Source organism: Halovivax sp. (genome assembly GCA_007119345.1).
Lineage (GTDB): Archaea > Halobacteriota > Halobacteria > Halobacteriales > Natrialbaceae > Halovivax.
Genome location: SKPV01000027.1, coordinates 1 through 17411 on the forward strand (window position 1 = coordinate 1; position 17411 = coordinate 17411).

The 17411-nt window shown below is 71.9% G+C and carries 14 protein-coding genes and 1 pseudogene; 7 read left to right on the top strand and 8 right to left on the bottom strand.

Going from position 1 to position 17411, the window contains the following annotated elements:
* Positions 1-378: 378 nt before the first annotated feature.
* A complete protein-coding gene (locus QZT59_RS02260; RefSeq protein WP_290810750.1) occupies positions 379-948 on the bottom strand; it encodes a DUF1684 domain-containing protein in 570 nt (189 codons plus the stop codon).
* Between the two features lie 569 nt (positions 949-1517).
* Between QZT59_RS02260 and QZT59_RS02265 the strand changes: the two genes are divergently transcribed.
* Positions 1518-3977, top strand: a complete 2460-nt coding sequence (locus QZT59_RS02265; RefSeq protein WP_290810868.1) for an ATP-dependent DNA helicase — start codon at positions 1518-1520, stop codon at positions 3975-3977.
* Positions 3978-4046: 69 nt separating this feature from the next.
* Here the strand turns inward: QZT59_RS02265 and QZT59_RS02270 are convergent, their stop codons facing one another.
* Together QZT59_RS02270 and QZT59_RS02275 are read right to left on the bottom strand one after the other, a co-directional pair.
* Positions 4047-5009, bottom strand: a complete 963-nt coding sequence (locus QZT59_RS02270; RefSeq protein WP_290810753.1) for a transcription initiation factor IIB family protein — start codon at positions 5007-5009, stop codon at positions 4047-4049.
* Between the two features lie 497 nt (positions 5010-5506).
* Positions 5507-5773 (bottom strand): hypothetical protein, encoded by a 267-nt coding sequence (locus tag QZT59_RS02275; protein WP_290810756.1) that lies wholly within the window; start codon positions 5771-5773, stop codon positions 5507-5509.
* 176 nt (positions 5774-5949) lie between these two features.
* On the opposite strand from QZT59_RS02275, the pseudogene QZT59_RS02280 reads away from it, so the two are divergent.
* Positions 5950-6138 (top strand): annotated as a pseudogene (locus QZT59_RS02280) (CBS domain-containing protein); the annotation flags it as partial.
* 44 nt (positions 6139-6182) lie between these two features.
* The gene (locus QZT59_RS02285) at positions 6183-6761 is read left to right on the top strand and encodes a phosphatase (protein ID WP_290810760.1); all 579 of its coding nucleotides are present in this window, start codon (positions 6183-6185) and stop codon (positions 6759-6761) included.
* A gap of 105 nt (positions 6762-6866) precedes the next feature.
* On the opposite strand, the gene QZT59_RS02290 is transcribed toward QZT59_RS02285, so the two are convergent.
* Both QZT59_RS02290 and QZT59_RS02295 read right to left on the bottom strand, forming a co-directional pair.
* Complete coding sequence (locus tag QZT59_RS02290) at positions 6867-8162, bottom strand: aminoacyl--tRNA ligase-related protein (RefSeq protein ID WP_290810763.1); 1296 nt, start codon at positions 8160-8162, stop codon at positions 6867-6869.
* A 292-nt stretch (positions 8163-8454) separates the two neighbouring features.
* A complete protein-coding gene (locus QZT59_RS02295) occupies positions 8455-9369 on the bottom strand; it encodes an EamA family transporter (protein WP_290810765.1) in 915 nt (304 codons plus the stop codon).
* 232 nt (positions 9370-9601) lie between these two features.
* On the opposite strand from QZT59_RS02295, the gene QZT59_RS02300 reads away from it, so the two are divergent.
* Positions 9602-10477 carry a VOC family protein gene (locus QZT59_RS02300; RefSeq protein WP_290810768.1) on the top strand — a complete coding sequence of 292 codons (876 nt, stop codon included), beginning with the start codon at positions 9602-9604 and terminating at the stop codon, positions 10475-10477.
* A gap of 38 nt (positions 10478-10515) precedes the next feature.
* Here QZT59_RS02300 and QZT59_RS02305 read toward each other — a convergent pair whose 3' ends face one another.
* Together QZT59_RS02305 and QZT59_RS02310 are read right to left on the bottom strand one after the other, a co-directional pair.
* Positions 10516-11466: a hypothetical protein gene (locus QZT59_RS02305; protein ID WP_290810771.1), complete on the bottom strand. Its 951-nt coding sequence runs from the start codon at positions 11464-11466 to the stop codon at positions 10516-10518.
* 176 nt (positions 11467-11642) lie between these two features.
* Positions 11643-12071 (bottom strand): DUF6069 family protein, encoded by a 429-nt coding sequence (locus QZT59_RS02310; RefSeq protein ID WP_290810774.1) that lies wholly within the window; start codon positions 12069-12071, stop codon positions 11643-11645.
* A gap of 290 nt (positions 12072-12361) precedes the next feature.
* Here QZT59_RS02310 and QZT59_RS02315 point away from each other — a divergent pair, with 290 nt between their 5' ends.
* Positions 12362-14020, top strand: a complete 1659-nt coding sequence (locus QZT59_RS02315) for a thiamine pyrophosphate-binding protein (RefSeq protein ID WP_290810777.1) — start codon at positions 12362-12364, stop codon at positions 14018-14020.
* 147 nt (positions 14021-14167) lie between these two features.
* Here QZT59_RS02315 and QZT59_RS02320 read toward each other — a convergent pair whose 3' ends face one another.
* Positions 14168-15262 carry an ABC transporter substrate-binding protein gene (locus tag QZT59_RS02320; RefSeq protein WP_290810780.1) on the bottom strand — a complete coding sequence of 365 codons (1095 nt, stop codon included), beginning with the start codon at positions 15260-15262 and terminating at the stop codon, positions 14168-14170.
* A 140-nt stretch (positions 15263-15402) separates the two neighbouring features.
* On the opposite strand from QZT59_RS02320, the gene QZT59_RS02325 reads away from it, so the two are divergent.
* Both QZT59_RS02325 and rpiA read left to right on the top strand, forming a co-directional pair.
* The gene (locus QZT59_RS02325) at positions 15403-16536 is read left to right on the top strand and encodes an AI-2E family transporter (protein WP_290810783.1); all 1134 of its coding nucleotides are present in this window, start codon (positions 15403-15405) and stop codon (positions 16534-16536) included.
* Positions 16537-16719: 183 nt separating this feature from the next.
* Positions 16720-17409: a ribose-5-phosphate isomerase RpiA gene (rpiA, locus tag QZT59_RS02330; RefSeq protein ID WP_290810786.1), complete on the top strand. Its 690-nt coding sequence runs from the start codon at positions 16720-16722 to the stop codon at positions 17407-17409.
* The last annotated feature ends 2 nt before the right edge of the window (positions 17410-17411 follow it).

A 17411-nucleotide genomic window follows, 5' to 3' on the forward strand; every position in this document is an offset into this window, starting at 1 on the left:
GTTCGACGGGGAATCCGGTGAGCCGTCTCGGAACGGACGGCCGACCGCCGGCGTTGCCGCCACTCGAACCCCTTCATTTCACTTCGAAACGAGTGCACTATGGGCATAAACCCGGTAATTTCGTAGATAGAGCGATCGAGCGACCGTCTGACTCGCGTCTGACGCTCCAGATGAAATGGTGGATATCGAAATCTACGGTTTCCAACCGTTCAGGCCGGATCTCGCCCGATCAACCCCCCTACTTCGACTGGAGCACCACCCGAACTACCCTCGATCCATCGAAATCGGAGTGAAGAGCGGTGCTCGCGGCGTCTGACGCACGGCTGACGGTCCACTCGAACGGCGGGGAGCGACTCGAACGCCGGTGGTTCGCGTTCCTCAGTCCCGCCGCTCGCCCGCCGGGATCGCGACCTCGAGCCAGTTCTCTTCGGGCGGGAGCGGACAGTCGAAGGTCTCGCTGTACGCACAGAACGGGGTGTAGGCGAGGTTGAAGTCGAGGACGATCTCGTCGCCGGGTTCGAGCTGGCGATCGGCAGCCAGTTCCATGTACCGGCCGCCGTCGTAGCTCTGCTGGCCGGTCGTCTTGTCGCGGAACGGGACGAAGAGGGTCTCCTCGTCGGCGCCCTCCTGGCGGTAGCCGCCCAGCTCGCAATCCCGCTCGTCGCCGGCCGCGTCGGGCACCGCGAACGAGAGGGTCCCGAACCGACGGTATCGCATCTCGCCCCCGGCCGTGGTCCCCATTCGCACCACGTCCGGCTCGTCGTGGACGGTCACGGTCGCGCTCACCCGGTAATCGGGATCCGGCTCGAAGTACGAGAGTCCCGAGAAGTCCTCGCGCTCGTCGGGCGGAATCGGCGACTGCGGGTGCTCGGCGAAGAACTCGTCCTTCTCGGCTCGTTTCGCGTCGAGCTCGCGGCGCCAGCGGTCGACGTCCACGTCGTCGGTCATGGGGGACGATTGGTCGTGCCGACGGGAGTGCGTTGCGTTCGTCCCCAGGGTGGCGGGGTTCGTGGGGAGACGGACTTCACCGGATGCGGCTCGCTCGTCCCACTCGAACGGATCGAGCGGATCGGCAACCTCCCGATTTCCACTCGAGTTCGGGGATGAACGCGCCGAACCCGGCGAAACCCGGATCAAACGGCGTTGACGCGGCGTCTGACGTACGCACGACGCTCCACTCGAACCGGTGGTCCGGCGCCGCGGGGATCGAACCGTCGCGGTCTCCGCCGGCGTCCGCGGCGACCGTCGTCGATGGCCGAGGCGACCGTCGTCGGCAGCCGGGGCAACCGTCGTCGATGGCCGAGGCGACCGTCGTCGGCAGCCGGGGCAACCGTCGTCGATGGCCGGGGCAACCGTCGTCGATGGCCGAGGCAACCGTCGTCGATGGCCGAGGCGAACGCCGCCGGCGGTCGGGGGCGATCGACGACCCGCGTCGTCGCGCGATCCGAGGGTTCAAATCGGATGCGGAGGCGACGGTCCGACACGCCTATGCGGGTGCGAGAATGAGTACGCCCACCATGACGGACTGGCGCGCCGTCTTCGGCCACGACCGGCCCTACGACGAGCAGGTCGACGGCATCGAGACGGCGATGGAGACGGCTCGCGAGGGCGGCTACACGGTGATCGAGGGCGCCTGCGGGACCGGCAAGACGATGCTCGCGCTCACCGCGGGCGTCTCGCTCGTGCGCGACCCCGACACCGACTACGAGTGCGTGCTCGTCCTCACGAGCGTCAAGCAACAGCTCCGCCAGTTCGAGACGGATCTGGAGACGATCAACGAGAGCCTCCCCGACGAACACGCGCCGATCTCCGGGCTGACCCTCGTCGGGAAGGCCGACGTCTGTCCGTACAACCGCGAGCGGGCGGCCGGATTCGACGACGGGACGGTCTACGACCGCTGCGAGACGCTCCGCGAGCGCACCCGCGAACTCGCGGGCGAAGGGGGCCCCACGACCGCTGGCGATCTCGCGGCCCGCGGGCGGAGCCAACAGGTCGGGCTGGCCGACAGCGGCCGACGGGATCGCGGGGTCAGGCTCCTCGAGACCGCCGGCGAGCGGTCGCCGTACCCTCCCGACCTTCCGGAGTTCGACGACGGCCGCGGCGAGGTCGAGTTCTGTCCCTTCTACGCGCAGTACCTCGCCGACCTCCCCGAGGAGGGGAGCGAGGGATCCCCCGTCGAGGCCGTTCCGTTCGACCTCACCGCGGCCGGCCTGGTCACCCCGGACGAGCTCGTGGCGCGGTCTGCGTACCACGGAACCTGCCCACATTCGGTGATGGGCGCCGCCCTCGGCGCCGTCGAGGTCGTCATCGGGAACTACTACCACGCGTTCGACCCGACCACCCTCGCCGCGTTCACCGGCGGCCTCTGCACCGAGGAGACGTTCGTGGTCTGCGACGAGGCGCACATGCTCGAACCCCGCGTCCGCGACCTCGTCAGCGACGGCGTCGCGGACGCGACCCTTCGGGACGCCGTGACCGAACTCTCGCGGGTGATCCGGCCCGTGAAGTTCGACCGCGAGGGACGCGAGTACGAGGGCGGTTCCAAAACCGCCGACGCCGAGCTGGTCCGGGCCGAGCTGGCCGGATCGGACGTCTCGTTCGACGAGCTTGCGAGGACCCTCGAGTTCCTCCAGGACCTCAGGGCCGAACTCGACCGCCGGGTGAGCGTCCACCTCGACCGCGAACACCGGGGATGGCGCTCGGACCTGCACTCGCTCCCGGACGACGAGCTCCCGCTGCGCGATCCCGCCGAACCCGCGGAAGACGAGCTGACGGCCTGGGCCCGGCGGGCGGGGTACACGGACGTCGACTGGGTCCGCGCGGAGGCGGCGGGCGCGGTCGCCGCGCGGATCCTGAACGAAGCCGAGGACGAAGAACGGAGCCGCGCGGCGCCCGCGGTCGGCCGGCTGCTCGGCGAGTGGTACCGGCGCGACCACACGGACTACTTCCGCGAGATCGAACTCGAGCGCACCTGGGACGAGACCGAGCCGCCCGATTCCTGGCGGCGAGCGTACAACGCCAGGCTCGCGCTGCACAACTGCGTCCCGAGCGGCGCGATCGGCGAGCGCCTCTCAGCGTTCGGCGGCGGCGTCCTCATGAGCGCAACGCTCGCGCCGATGGACGCCTTCGCCGAGGTGACGGGGCTCGACTACCTCGAGCGCGAGGCGGATCGGCCCGTGGTCGAGCGCCGGTACGGCCTGCACTTCCCCGAGGAGAACCGCGAGAGCTTCGCGGTCGCCGCTCCCAAGTTCACCTACGACAACCGGGGACGGCCGGCGACGCTCGGCGGGTCGAACGGGTCCGGCGGCGATCGGGGCGACGCCGAGGCCGACGCGTCGGCCGAAGACGAGTTCGACCCCGCGCGTCCCGGCTACGAGAACCCCACGCGGCGCGCCTACGCCGACGCGCTGACCCGGATCGCCCGACTGCCCGGCAACGTCCTCGTGGGGATGCCGAGCTACGCGGAGGCCGAGTGGGCGGCCGCCGCCCTCGAGGACCGCCTCTCAGAAAAGGCCGTGCTGCTCGACGTCTCGAGCGGCGACGAGACGACCGAGTCGCTCAAGGGCGAGTTCTTCGCGGGCGAGGGGAAGGTGCTCGTCACGAGCCTGCGCGGGACGCTCACCGAGGGCGTCGACTACGGCGGGGACCGACTCGTCGCCGCGGTCGTCTGCGGCGTCCCGATCGTCAACACCTCGAGTCCGCGTACCCAGGCCGTCCGTCGGGCCTACGACGAGGCCTTCGGCGACGGCTTCGAGTACGCGCTGACGGTGCCCGCCGTTCGCAAGGCCCGTCAGGCCGTCGGCCGCGTCATCCGCAGCCCCGAGGACGTCGGCGTCAGGGTGCTCCTCGACGAGCGCTACGCCCGCGATTCGTGGGACTCCGTCCGGCCGTACCTGCCCGACGCCGAGGAGTTCCAGCCCGTCAGTCCGGACATGCTCGAATTCGGGCTCGACCGGTTCCGAGAGCGCCTGGAGTGACGCGGCTCCGACCGACGGGCGATCGCGAGAAGATCGATTGCGGGGGGCGCGGAGACGGCGACCTCGGGATCAGTGGATGTCCATCGCTTCGATCTGCTCCTGGTAGCGGTTCCGGATCGTCACCTCGGTCACCTGCGCGACGTCGGCGACGGCGCGCTGGGTCTTCTTCTCGTTACAGAGCAGCGAGCTGGCGTAGATGGCGGCGGCGGCGTAGCCGGTCGGGGACTTGCCCGAGAGCAGCCCCTTGTCGGCGGTGACGTCGATGATCTCGTTGGCCTTCGCCTGGACCTCCTCGGAGAGCTGCAGTTCGGAGCAAAAGCGGGGGACGTACTTCTTCGGGTCGACGGGCTCCATCTCGAGTCCGAGCTCCTGGGCGATGTAGCGGTAGGTGCGGCCGATCTCCTTGCGCTCGACCCGCGAGACGGCGGCGACCTCCTCCAGACTCCGGGGAATGCCCTCCATCCGGCAGGCGGCGTACAGCGTAGCCGTGGCGACGCCCTCGATCGAGCGCCCGCGGATGAGGTCCTCGTCGAGCGCGCGGCGGTAGATGACGCAGGCCACTTCCCGCACCGAGCGAGGAACGCCGAGCGAGGAGGCCATCCGGTCGGTCTCGCTGAGCGCGAACTGCAGGTTGCGTTCGCCGGCGTCTTTCGTCCGGATGCGCTCTTGCCACTTGCGCAGCCGGCGCATCTGGCTGCGCTTCTCGGAGGAGAGCGAGCGGCCGTAGGCGTCCTGATTCTTCCAGTCGATGGAGGTCGTCAGGCCCTTGTCGTGCATCGTCTGGGTCGTCGGCGCGCCGACGCGGGACTTGCTCTGGCGCTCGGAGTGGTTGAACGCTCGCCACTCCGGCCCGCGGTCGATGGTCTCTTCTTCGAGGATCAGCCCGCAGTCGTCGCAGGCGCGCTCGCCGCCGCCGCTCGAGACGATCGATTCCGAGCCGCACTCGGGACAGCCGGCCCGTACACCCTCGTCTTCGGTCGTTCGCTGCTCGGTATCCGTGTCGCGAGTCCGTTGACGTGTGGGGCGTACCATCTGTTCATCGTACAGAATCGCCCGAGGGTCATAAACGCTATGAGCGAACTTCTAGGTGACTGATACGAAAACCGGGTCCACGATCCGGCCCGGTCCGATCCGACCCTCCCCCGCCCACGGGAGCGCGAACGAGCGGGTCGGCGATCGGCCGACGAACCTAGATGCCGAACGACCCACAGCCGCAGTCGGGACACGCGAAGCCGCCGTCCCCCGGTTCGATCGTCGTGATCGGCCATTCGCCCCCGCACGAGCGACAGATGAGTTCGTGATGTGCCATGTCGTCTCGACGGTGGACGGGAGGAAGCCGACCACGATATAGCTTGTTCCCGGTGGCCGACCGCGGGCGCGCTGGCCGACGAAGCCCGCTCGCCGGCCGAACCGAGTAGCGAGGAGGGACGATCGTCGGCGAAGCCGGAAAACGACGATGGACGAGCGCGGATGAACCGCCGGACGAGGAGGGCTAAACCGACGAACGTCGACGGTCTGCCGGGGCGTCCTCACTGGAACCCGGTCGTGTCCTGCTCCTCCGGCATCGGCCCCTGATCCCGCGAGCGGCCGAGCGGAATTCCGCCCAGCAGCGCGGCGACGACCAGCAGCGACGCCGAGAGGACGACGAAGTCACCGCTCGGATCGTAGCCGGCCAGCCAGGCGCCGGAGGAGACGACGAAGACGCTCACGAAGAACGCGAGCGTGGCGAGGAGGACGAGCACGGCGATCGTGACGACGGTGCCGACGAGACCGGTCAGGACGCTGGCGATCGACATGCTGGAGGGGTTGCGATTCCGCTACCGTAAACGCTCCGTCCGGGAGAGGCGCGCCCCGCGGCCGTGTCGGCGGCCACGGGTATGATGATCGGTACCGAGTCACGCGCACGGGGTCCGGGCGGTGATGTCCGCACCGGTCGTGACGGTCGGTTCGTCGGCGACCCTCCACGACGTCGACGACCGGCGTGACGGCCGCGCTCCGGACGATGCGAGAACGCGACGTCGAGCGGCTGCCGGTTCGCGGCGGCACCAAACCGCTCGGCATCGTCACCCTGGCCGACGTCGGCCGGCACCCGCCGGACCGGCTGGGGGAGGGTCGGGGGCTCTCGACGCGGGTGCGCGGCGGCGGCGAGCACGATGGGTGATCGCGCCGAAACGGCTTTGTTTCGGGACGAGTCACTCGTGCCCCGTGGCGAACGACGACACTCCCGGCGGTCCCGTCGAACCGGCGACGGCGCGAAACGTGCACGTCCGACCCCTCGGGTACGCGTCGCCGCGCCCCGTCGTACGACGCCTCGGCGACCGCGAGCTGTACCTCGGGAACGGCCGCGCGGCCGATTCCGGCGCCGAGAACCCAGCGGCCGATTCCGGCGCTCGGAATCGCGCGGCCGACCGCGACGCCGAGGAGCGCACGACCGATCGCGACGCCGTCGCCCGCGAGTTTGCGGCGGTCCTCACGCTCACCGCTGAGGAGCGCGCGCTGACGACCCACCACCGACCGCTGGTCGACGGTCCCGGAAACGAGTGGGCGGCGTTCGGGGCGGCGGTCGACTGCGCGCGGCGGCTCCACCGCGACGACGGAGCGCTGTTGATCCACTGCGAGGCGGGGATCTCCCGCAGCGCGGCGATCGCGGCGACGACGATCGCGGCCGAAGAGCGCCGACCGTTTCGCGACGGGCTGGAGGTCGTCCAGACGGCGCGACCGCACGCGATTCCCCACCCGGCGCTGCACGAGCTGGCGGTCTGCTACCTCGCGGCGCGCGGGTGACCTCGCGCGAACGGGGGCGTTCACCGCCTTCTCACGATCGAGCCGACCGTCGTGCCGGCGGACCGACAACCGGGCCACCGATTCCGATGCCGGACCGGTTCGCAGCTAGGGGCCGACCACCTCGGTGACGGCGTCGGGATCGACGTACCGCGTTTCACCGTCACGGTTCTCGATCTCGATCTCGCCGGTCTCGCGGTAGTGCGAGCCGAGGACGATCTTGCGGGGGATTCCGAGGAGGTCGCTCTCGGCGAAGCGCTCGCCGATCGTCTGCCCGGGGTCGTCGAACAGGAGCGTCTCCTCGGGCCCGCACGCGCGGTGGAGCCGGTCGGCGGCCTCTCGCAGGTCGCTTTCGTACCGCAGGGGCACGATCGACGCGCGGAAGGGGGCGACGGAGCCGGCGTCCGTCTCGGGCCACCGGCAGCCGGCGGCGTCGGCGTGCTGGAGGAGGATCGCGTGGATCAGTCGGTCGATCCCGATCCCGTAACTCCCCATCGGGACGGGGCGCGCGGAGCCGTCGGGGGCGTCGATCGTCAGGTCCATCGCCGTCGAGTAGCGGGTGCCCAGGTCGAAGACGTGCCCGACCTCGATCCCGCCGGTCGCGACCAGCGTCCCGTCACAGTCGGGACAGGGGTCGCCGTCGGCGAAGTCGTTGGGAGACTCGTCGGTCGCGCCGAACCGACAGTCGGCGCCGTCGCAGACGAGGACGGTCGTCGACCCGCCATCGGGCGCGACGACCGCGAGGAACTCCTCGGAGCGGGCGCCGCCCATCACGCTGTTCTCGGCCGCGGCGACCGCGAACTCGAGGCCGAGCGCCTCGAAGGCGCGAACGTACGCCGCGCGGACGCGATCGTACGTCGCCGTCAGGCACTCGCGGCTCGCGTGGAAGCTGTAGGCGTCCTTCATCGCGAACTCCCGTGTGCGCACGAGCCCGGCTCGAGGCCGGTCGTCCCGGTGTTTCGCCCCGAGCTGGAAGATCAGCAGGGGCAGGTCCCCGGAGGAGCGGACCGCGCCCCGGACCAGCTCGACGGCGCCTTCCTCGTGGGAGGGCGCCAGGCAGCACTCCCGGCCGTCGCGGTCGAGGAGGGTGAACATCTCGCCCTCGAAGTTCGCCCAGCGTCCGCTCGCCTCCCACGGTCCGCGGGGGGTGAGCTGCGGCAGCGAGACCTCCTGGGCGCCGATCGCCCGGAGCTCGTCCCGGAGGACGGCGGCCACGTTGCGCCGCACCCGTTCTCCGACGGGTGCGAACGCGTAGAGCCCGCTGCCGACCCGACGGACCAGCCCGGCGCGCGCGCACAGGTCGGCCGTCTCGTCGGCCCAGCCGGGCCCCTCCCGCCGCGTGAACAGCGCGAGCGCGCTACGCCGCACGGCGATCACCTCCGGCGGCGCGGCTCGCAGTTTCACCGGTGGCACCGGCGAGGCCTCCCGGTCGGTCGACCCCGCCGGTCGCAGGCGCGCGAGCGGACATCGAGGCGGTACGGACGGTCGTCAGAAGGGCGTCGATACGACTATCGCGATCGCGGAACCCAGCCGCGGGCCGCGTCGGACCCGCGGTTGCTGGCCGCAGTGCAGTCGGTTCGAGACATGCGGCCGGAACGACGGGGGCCGAACGCAAAGGCGTTCTGATACGTGACCGCGCGAGGGCTCGACGCGACGGCGGCGATCGTCGCGGCGCCGGCTGGAGCGATCCGGCCGCTCACGGCCGCCCGACGTCCGCGACGGCCCCGAAGGCGTCGACGAGCGCGTGGCGCTTGACGAGCGCGAAGCCGACCGCCACGAGGCCGAAGCCCACGATCGACAGCGCGCTGATCGACTCGCCGAGGACGAAGACGCCGACGATCGTGGCGACGACGGGGACGAGATACGCCACCAGCGCCGCCTCGAACGCGCCGTGTTCTTCGAGGATGGCGAAGTAGATCAGGAAGGCGACGGCGGTCGAGAAGACGCCGAGGTAGACGACCGCGCCGATCGCGGTCGCCGCGGCGGCGTCGCCGCCCGGCAGCTCGCCCGCGCCGAGGCTGACCGCGTGGAGGACGAGCGCGCCGACGAGCATCGCCCAGCCGGTGAACGCCACGCGATCGATCGTCGGACCGGCCCGCTGGACGAGCACGCCGCCGAGGGCGACGCTCACGACCTGGCCGACGATGATGAGCCGCCCGACCGTGTCGCCGGCCAGCAGGTTCCCGGCTTCGGGCTGGATGATGAAGCCCACTCCCAGGAACCCGACGGCGACGCCGGCCGCGCCGACCGGCGACAGCCGTTCGCCGAGCAGGAACAGGGCCCACACCGCCGTCACGATCGGGACCAGCGACTGCAAGATCGCGGCGACGCCGCTCGGCACCGTCTGCTGGCCGACGAACAGCAGTCCGTTCCCCGCGACGAGGAAGAGCCCGCCGCCCGCGATGGCCGCCAGATCGTTGCGCGCGCTCGGGCGCCAGCCGTCGATCCGGACCGCGGCGTACGCGAGCAGGAGGACCGCCGCGACGTCGTACCGGAACGCGGCGAACAGCAGCGGCGGCAGGTACTCCAGCCCGACCGCGATCGCGGGGAACGAGAGGCCCCACAGGATCGCCAGCAGGAGGAACAGCGAGGCGTCGAGCGCACGGGACACGGGGCGGGATTGGGGAGAGCGGCGCAAGACGTTGGCGATTCCGGAAGCGTGCGGCCGCCTCACCGAACCGGCCGGCCGGGGCCACCTCACCGAACCGGCCGGCCGGGGCCGCCTCACCGATACCGGTCGGCCGGGGCCGCCTCACCGATACCGGCCGGCCGGGGCCGCCTCACCGATACCGGCCGGCCGGGGCCGCCTCACTTACCACCACTCGGGGCGTACCGCGACTATCGTGTCGTCCGCCGAACCAACGCTTCCCGCCGACACCGCGATCGGGCGCGCCGCCCTGCGCGTGGCGGACGTCGCCCCCGCGATAGACTTCTACCGCGACGTCGTCGGCCTCGCCGTCCTCTCGCGCACCGACGACCGCGCGTCGCTCGGCGTCGACGACGTCTCCCTCCTCGAACTCCGCGCGGCGCCGGAGGCGCCGGCGCGCCGGGGCGCGGGACTATTCCACAACGCGTTCCGCGTCCCGTCGCGCGCGGCCCTCGGCGACGCCCTGGCACGGATCCGCGACCGCTGGGAACTCGACGGCGCGGCGGACCACGGCGTCAGCGAGGCGCTCTACTGTTCGGACCCGGCGGGCAACGGCGTGGAGATCTACCGCGACCGTCCCCGGAGGGAGTGGCCGATCGCCGACGACGGGCGGGTGGCGATGGTGACGGCGCCGCTCGACCTGGCTGCGGTCACGGCGGCGACGGACGGGAACGTCTCTGCGGGAGGCGAGTCGACCGTCCCCCCTGGAACCGACCTGGGGCACGTCCACCTGGAGGTGACCGCGCTCGACCCGGCTCGCGAGTTCTACGTCGAAACGCTCGGACTCCGGGTCCGCCAGGAGATGGACGACTCGGCGCTGTTCCTCGCGGCGGGCGAGTACCACCACCACGTCGGGCTGAACACCTGGAACGGGCGGAGGAAGCCGGCAGGGGGACGCGGACTCGACTGGTTCGAACTCGTCGTGCCCGACGCCGACGCGCTGGCGGCGGCCCGCGACCGGCTCGAGGCGGCCGGCGTCGGCGTCGCCGACCAGGCCGGCGTCGGCGAGACGGTCGGCTTCGAGACGGCGGATCCCGACGGGATCCGGATTCGGCTTCGCGCCGCGACGTGACCGTCGGCGGCTCTCCCCGCCGCCGACGCGCCGCCGGCTCAGGGGAGCGAGGTGACGTCGATCGGTTCGAGTTCGACCGTCGGAAGCGAGCCGTCGACGATCACGAACCGGCCGCTCCGGCTCGCGTCGACCGAGTCGTAGACGGCGTAGATGTCGGGGAGGTCCCGCGGACGCCCCTCCCGGCGCTCGGGCAGCTCTCGTAACCCCTCGAGGAACTCCTCGTCGAGCAGACGGTCGTCGGCGGCGTCGTCGGCCGTCTCGTGGACCCGAACCGCCCGATACCGGGCGGCGGCCCCGTCCAACGAGACGCGGATGGCTCGCGGAGCGGGCCCGCCGAAGCCGTTCACGGTCACGTACGTCCCGCCGCCCAGTTCGTCCACGAGGGTCTCGGCGACCTCGTCCCCGTCGACGAAGCGGTCCGCGTCGCCGGAACCAGTGTCCAGGATCGCCCTCGTGTAGTCGAGGGCCGCCTCCGGCGGCGCGTCCCGGACGACCGCCACCGAGTCTCCGCCGACGGCGACTCCAGCCACCAGATCCGGATTCGCGGCCGATGGGACCGCGTAGAGTCGATGATCGCCGTGCTCGCCCCGCCGCTCGGCTCGTTCGGACACCTCGTCCGCGAGGTCGTCGACCGACCCGACGGCGACCTCCCACGTCCGCGTGGAATCCGCGATGCGGAGCTCGATATCGGCGGGGTCCACCTCGACGGTCGCCTCGCCGGCCCGGATCGTTCCGCGGTCGGGACCGACTTCGTCGACGACGTCCTCGGGGAGCCGATCGCTGTCGGCCTCGATATCCGGCGAGACGACGGTGCAGGTAGCGTCGTCGGCGCCGCGAACGCGCTCTTGGGCGGCGAGCATCTCCTCGCCGAGCCACGCGTGGTACTCCGGCCCGCGGTCGTCCGCGCCGGGTATCGCGGACGCACAGCCCGCGACCAGCGCACCGATCGTCGTCCCACCCGCAACGAGCACGCGTCGCCTGTACTGCATACGGTACGGCTGCGCGAACGGCCGGAAAATCCTGTCGGCCGTCGGGGTCGACTCCGGAACGGTTGTCCGTCGAAGTCGACTCCGGAACGGCTGTCGGGTCGGGAGCGGACGCCGTCGACGGGGGCGCGGACGCTCACCGCGCGCTCGGCGAGCAGCGGTCGAACAGCACCCGAAGCTCACCGCGCGATCGGCGAGTAGCGGTCGGTCAGCGCCCAGACGCAGGCGGCGGCGACGGCGACGTGCATGATCATCAGAACGATCACGGCGGGAACGGTCGCGTCCGCGTCGTACTCCAACAGCGCCAGGTCGGGCGCGAACGAGAGGACCAGGACCGCCGCCGCGACGACGACGAACGTCCGGTCGGGCGCGTCGGAGCGTCGGGTGATCGCGCCGTAGACGATCGTCGCGCCGATCGCGCCCAGGACGGTCAGCAACGCCACGGGCGGAACCGAGAGCGCGTCGAACGGCTCGACGATGCCGCTGGAAAGCACCGCGGCCAGTATCGCCAGGTTGACTAGCAGCGATACGACGACGGCGAGGCCGCCGCGCACCGCGAGCGTCTGCGTCGGGATCGTCCCACTCGTCGCGTCGAATCTCGAGCCCATCGGTCAGTCGGTGCGGTTTGGCCCCCCGACTGTTCAGTGTATCCATCCGCGCCGCTCGACGACTCGGCTCGGCGAACGGCCGTCGCCTGTAACCGGCCGGGTCGGCGAACGGCCGTGGCCCGTAGCCGGCCGAGTCGGCGCGTCAACCCGCGTGACTCGACGATCAGTCGGCCTTCTCCGCCCGGATATCGACGAATGCGACGGAAACGCACGTCGGAAGTACGTCCCTCGGCAGCGGCCCTCGGATGCGAGACGCCCCGGCTAAGTACCCGCCGCGCGAACGCTGGCGCATGCAGGTCAGCAGCGCGGTCGTCGACCGGCTCGCCGAGAGCGGGATCGAGGCCGTCTTCGGTATCCCGGGCAAGCAGACGCTCCCGCTGAACGAGGCCATCGACGGGCGCGACGACGTCCGGTTCGTGATGGCCCGCCACGAGACCGCGGTCACCCACCAGGCGTGGGGCTACGCGGAGACCAGCGGGAAGACCGCGGCGACGGTCGTCGTCCCCGGGCCGGGCGACATGAACGCGATGAACGGGCTGAAGAACGCGCGCAACGACTGCACGCCGCTGGTGCACCTCGCGGTCGAGACCGAACCCGAGATCCGCGGCGGCGAGGGCATCCACGAGACGCCGCCCGAGACCTACGACACCGTCGTGAAGGAGAACGTCCTCGTCGAGCGCCCGGAGGGGACGGTCGCGGCGCTCGCGGAGGCGATCGCGATCGCCGAGACGCCGCCGAAGGGCCCCGTCCGGGTCGGGATCCCGAAGAACTTCCTGAAACGAGACGTCGCGCTCGCCGCGGCGCCCGAGTACCCGCGTGAGGGGCCCACGGGCGTGCCGGACGAGAGCGTCTCGGCGGCCGTCGAGCTGCTCGCCGGGGCGAGCGACCCCGTCGTGATCGCCGGCGGCGGCGTCCGGGCGTCGGGGGCGAGCGAGGAGCTGGAAGCGGTCGCGACGCGGCTCGACGCGCCCGTCGTGACCACGTACAAGGGCAAGGGCGTGCTCCCCGAAGACCACCCGCTGTCGGCGGGCGCGCTCTCGGGAAGCGCCCCGCCGGCGCTGCTCGAGTTGCTCGCCGAGGCCGACGCGGCGCTGGCCGTCGGGACCAACTTCGACGCCGTCGCCACGCGCGCCTGGTCGGTCGACGTCCCCGACGATCTCGTCCACGTCACCCTCGACCCCGACGACCTGGGGACGGGCTACGGACCCGCGGTGAGCGTGCTCGCAGACGCGGACGAAGCGCTCTCGGCGATCGACGGGGCGCTGGGGGACCGCGGCGTCGAGGCGCCTTCGAGCGCCGACGCGACCCCGGGCGCCGAGCGGGCGCGCGCCGTTCGCCGGGACTTCGACGAGCGGGTCGACGAACTCCGCGTCGACGGGGCGCCGCTGACCTCCGTCGCGGCGCTCGAGACCGTCCGCGAGGCGCTGTCCCGCGATACCGTCGTCGCCGCCGACGCCGGCGGCTTCCGCGTCTGGGGGCTGAACGCCTTCGCCGCCTACGGCCCGCGCTCGTACGTCAATCCCGGCTCCTGGGCGACGATGGGGACCGGCCTCCCGTCGGGGATCGGGGCCCAGGTCGCGAACCCGGACGCGGACGTGGCGGTGCTCACCGGCGACGGCGGGCTGATGATGTGCGTCCACGAGCTGCACACGGCGGTGGCCGAGGAGCTGCCGATCACGGTCGTCGCCTTCCGGAACGAGGACTACGCGATCATCAGCGAGGAGGCCGAGCGATCCTACGCCCTGTCCGAGAGCGCCTACGGCTGGGCCGACGCCCCCATCGACTTCGTCGCGCTCGCCGAGAGCCTGGGGATGCGTGCGGTGCGGGCGGCGGACGCGAGTGCGGTCGCGGAGGCCGTCGCGGAGGCCGTCGCGGCGGACGAACCCGTGCTCGTCGAAGTACCGACGGATCCACGGGAGCCGCAGGCGAGCGAGTGGCTGACCGAGTGACGCCGGTTTCGGCGGCCGGCGGTGGGGCACCGTTCCCGACGCGCGTCGGTAGTCGTCGATCGGGTTCCGCCGTCGGGCGCCGCCGACAGCGGCTCGCAACCGGCCGCCGCGCCGCGACCGCTCCCAGCGCCTCGATCGCCCTCGCCGTCAGTCCCCGACGCCGACCGCGTCGGCCCACGCCTCGAGCCACTCCTCCTGGGCCTCGACCAGGTCCCCGTAGTCGAGCGAGATCGACTCGATCGGCTCGTCCGCGAACGCCGTCACGTCGTCTGACAGGTCGAGCTCGTCCGGGTCGACACTCGGAAACCGGTCGGTCCGCTCGACCAGCTCCGCCTGGACCTCGTTCGAGAGCAGCGCGTCCACGAACTCGTGGGCGAGCTCCCGGCGCGGCGTGCCGTCGAAGATCGCGACGTACGTCGGCCGGGCGTATCCGCGGTCGTCGGGGTAGGCGACCCGGTGGCGGTCGGGGTCCTCGCCGGCGCGGCCCGCGGTGACCCGGCGGCTGGCGCGTCCGGCGAGCAGCGCGTCGGGGTCGGCGAGGTATGCGTCGTGTGCGTCCGACCAGGTGGGCTCGACGCGGACACCGCCGTCGCGGAGCTCGCGCCAGCGGGTGAACGCCTCGTCCTCGCCGAACTCGGCGACGGTCCAGTGCAGGAACGACCGGCCGACGGCGGACGCCCGGGCGTCCGGGACGACGAGGGTCTCCGCGTACGTGGATTCGACGAGGTCGCCGAACGACGTCGGCGGGTTCGCGTCGGCGTCGTGCAGGAGGCAGGTGTAGTCGGCCAGGACGGCCAGCGCGCGATCGTGGGGGTCCGCGAGGCTGAATCGGGGCCGCGGTCGGTGGTCGTTGGTCAGCGACCCGCGATCGAGGGGGCGGAACACGGCGGACGTGGCCTGTCCGGCCCTGGCGACGTCGGACGCGGCGAGCCCGAGGTAGACGTCGGCGCCGAACGGCACGTCGCGGCGGGCGCGCTCGAGGAAGTAGTCGAGCCCGGTTTCGGGGCTGATCCACGTGATCTCGGCGTCTTCGCGGCCCTCCGGGAAGCGCTCGGCGAGCCACCGCCCGGGGCCGTCTTCCGGTCTGACGAACGGCTCGGGGGCGACGACCCGGAGCACGCCTTCGTCGTCGTTTTCCTCTTCCTCCTCGGGAGGCTCGTCCTCCGCCTCGCGTTCGAGACACCCCGCGAGCGTTGCTCCCGCGAGGCCGCCGAGCGCGGCGAGGGCGGTCCGCCGGTCCATCACCGGATCTAAGTCGGTGTCGGGTATAAGCCTCCGGTCGTGACGATCCTCACCGACGGCGGAGTCGGCGTCCGCGCCGGGACGCCGAGAGGCCACCGACCTGACCAAAAGACTATGCGGACCGGCTGAGAGTCACGACCGTGACGCCCGACATCGACCGACGGTACGCGCTCGGGGGCGCGGTCCTCGTTCTCGGCCTCCTCACGGGGGCCATCCTCCTCGAGGTGATGGGGACGATCCTCTTCGCGATCACCGTCGCGTACGTCCTCGTTCCCGTCCAGCGCTGGCTCGTCCGCCGGGGACTCAGCGAGTGGACGTCGGCGGTCGCGGCGACGCTCGTCGGATTCGTGGGGGCGCTGGCGGTGTTCGCGCCGATCTTCGTCACCGTCTACTACCGCCTGGACGAGCTGGAGGCGCTGATCCGGGGGCTTCCGTCGGAGGTACCGATCAGCGCGTTCGGCGAGACGGTCGTCCTGGAGGCGGCGGCGATCCGGGACCCGGTGCTCGACTGGGTGCAGGCGGCCGCGTTCTCGATCGCCGCGGCGCTGCCCGTCCTCGTGATCAAGTTCGCGCTGTTCGTGATCTTGCTGTTCGCGCTCTTGTTGAAGGGACGGGCCGCGGCGAAGGCGGCGGTCGCGCCGGTGCCGCCGGCGTACCGCGACATCGTCTACGCGCTCGCCGCCAGGGCCCGCGAGACGCTGTACGCGATCTACGTCCTGCAGCTCGCCACCGGCGTCGCGACGCTGCTGATCGGCTACCCGCTGTTCTGGCTGCTGGGGTACGAACCGGCGTTCACGCTGGCGATGATCGCCGCCATCCTGCAGTTCGTCCCCATCATCGGCCCGAGCCTCCTGATCCTCCCGCTCGCCGGGTACGAGGTCGTCCAGGGCGATCTGGTGGCCGCCGCCCTCGTCGGCGTGCTCGGCGTGGCGCTGGTCGCGTGGTTCCCGGACGTCTACGTCCGACCGAAGTTGGCGCGACGATCGGCGGGTCTCCCGGGAAGCCTCTACTTCGTCGGCTTCACCGGCGGCCTGTTCACGCTCGGGCCGATCGGGATCGTGATGGGGCCGCTGATCGTCGCGGTCTTCGTCGAGGCCGTCGAGTTGCTGGCCGAGGAGGTGAACGCGGGCGAGTTCGAGCGCTTCGACGCGCTCGGCGACGAGATGCTGCCGGACGCGCCCGACGCGAGCGCCGCGGAGGACGCCCCCGCGGATCCGGCCGGCGGCCAGGGTGCGGTCTTCGCCGAGGACGAGATCCCCGACGCGAACGAGTAGCCGACGCACGTCCGCGGGAGTGGCCGCCGAACGTCCGCGGGAGTGACTGACGCACGTTCGTGGGAGCAACTGACGCACGTCTGTGGGAGCGACTGACAGTCGGGTATCGCCGGGCGGCCCGGTACGCGCGAGCGTCGGCCCGCGTCGGCGGGTTTTTTGACGTCCCCGGCCGCGCTGGTAGGTATGAAAGTGGGGGACGGATCGACGGACGCGAAGCGGCGGGCGGCCGAGCGCGCGGCCGAGGAAGTCGCCGACGGAGCGGTCGTCGGCCTCGGCACCGGGAGCACGACCGCGCACGCGATCGAGGCGATCGGGCGCGCCGTCGCCGAGGGCCTCGAGGTCCGCGGCGTCGCGACGTCGCGCCAGTCGGCCGCGCTCGCCCGCGCGGTCGGGATCCCCCTCGCGCCGCTCGAGGCGGTCGACGGGATCGACCTCGCCATCGACGGCGCCGACCAGGTGGCCGACGGCGACCTCGTCAAGGGCGGCGGCGCGGCCCACACGCGCGAGAAGCTGATCGACGCGGCGGCCGAGCGCTTCGTGGTCATCGTCGACGACTCGAAGCTGGCCGACCGGCTGGACTGGCCGGTTCCCGTCGCCGTGCTCCGGGGCGCCGAGGGCGTGGTCGCCGATCGAATCCGCGAGCTCGGCGGCGAGCCGACGCTGCGGGAGGCCGAGCGCAAGGACGGACCGGTCGTGACCGACGACGGCCACCTGGTGCTCGACGGCGACTTCGGAACGATCGAGGACCCCGGCGAGCTGGCGGCCGATCTGTCGGCGATCCCCGGCGTCGTCGAGCACGGCCTGTTCGTCGGCCTGGTCGACGCGATCTACGTCGGGAGCGACGACGGCGTCGAGGTCCGGGAGTACGAGTAGGC

Coding starts and splice junctions, on each gene's coding strand:
- QZT59_RS02260 (WP_290810750.1), bottom strand. CDS start 948: ATGACCGACGACGTGGACGTCGACCGCTGGCGCCGCGAGCTCGACGCG.
- QZT59_RS02265 (WP_290810868.1), top strand. CDS start 1,518: ATGACGGACTGGCGCGCCGTCTTCGGCCACGACCGGCCCTACGACGAG.
- QZT59_RS02270 (WP_290810753.1), bottom strand. CDS start 5,009: ATGGTACGCCCCACACGTCAACGGACTCGCGACACGGATACCGAGCAG.
- QZT59_RS02275 (WP_290810756.1), bottom strand. CDS start 5,773: ATGTCGATCGCCAGCGTCCTGACCGGTCTCGTCGGCACCGTCGTCACG.
- QZT59_RS02305 (WP_290810771.1), bottom strand. CDS start 11,466: ATGCAGTACAGGCGACGCGTGCTCGTTGCGGGTGGGACGACGATCGGT.
- QZT59_RS02310 (WP_290810774.1), bottom strand. CDS start 12,071: ATGGGCTCGAGATTCGACGCGACGAGTGGGACGATCCCGACGCAGACG.
- QZT59_RS02315 (WP_290810777.1), top strand. CDS start 12,362: ATGCAGGTCAGCAGCGCGGTCGTCGACCGGCTCGCCGAGAGCGGGATC.
- QZT59_RS02320 (WP_290810780.1), bottom strand. CDS start 15,262: ATGGACCGGCGGACCGCCCTCGCCGCGCTCGGCGGCCTCGCGGGAGCA.
- rpiA (WP_290810786.1), top strand. CDS start 16,720: ATGAAAGTGGGGGACGGATCGACGGACGCGAAGCGGCGGGCGGCCGAG.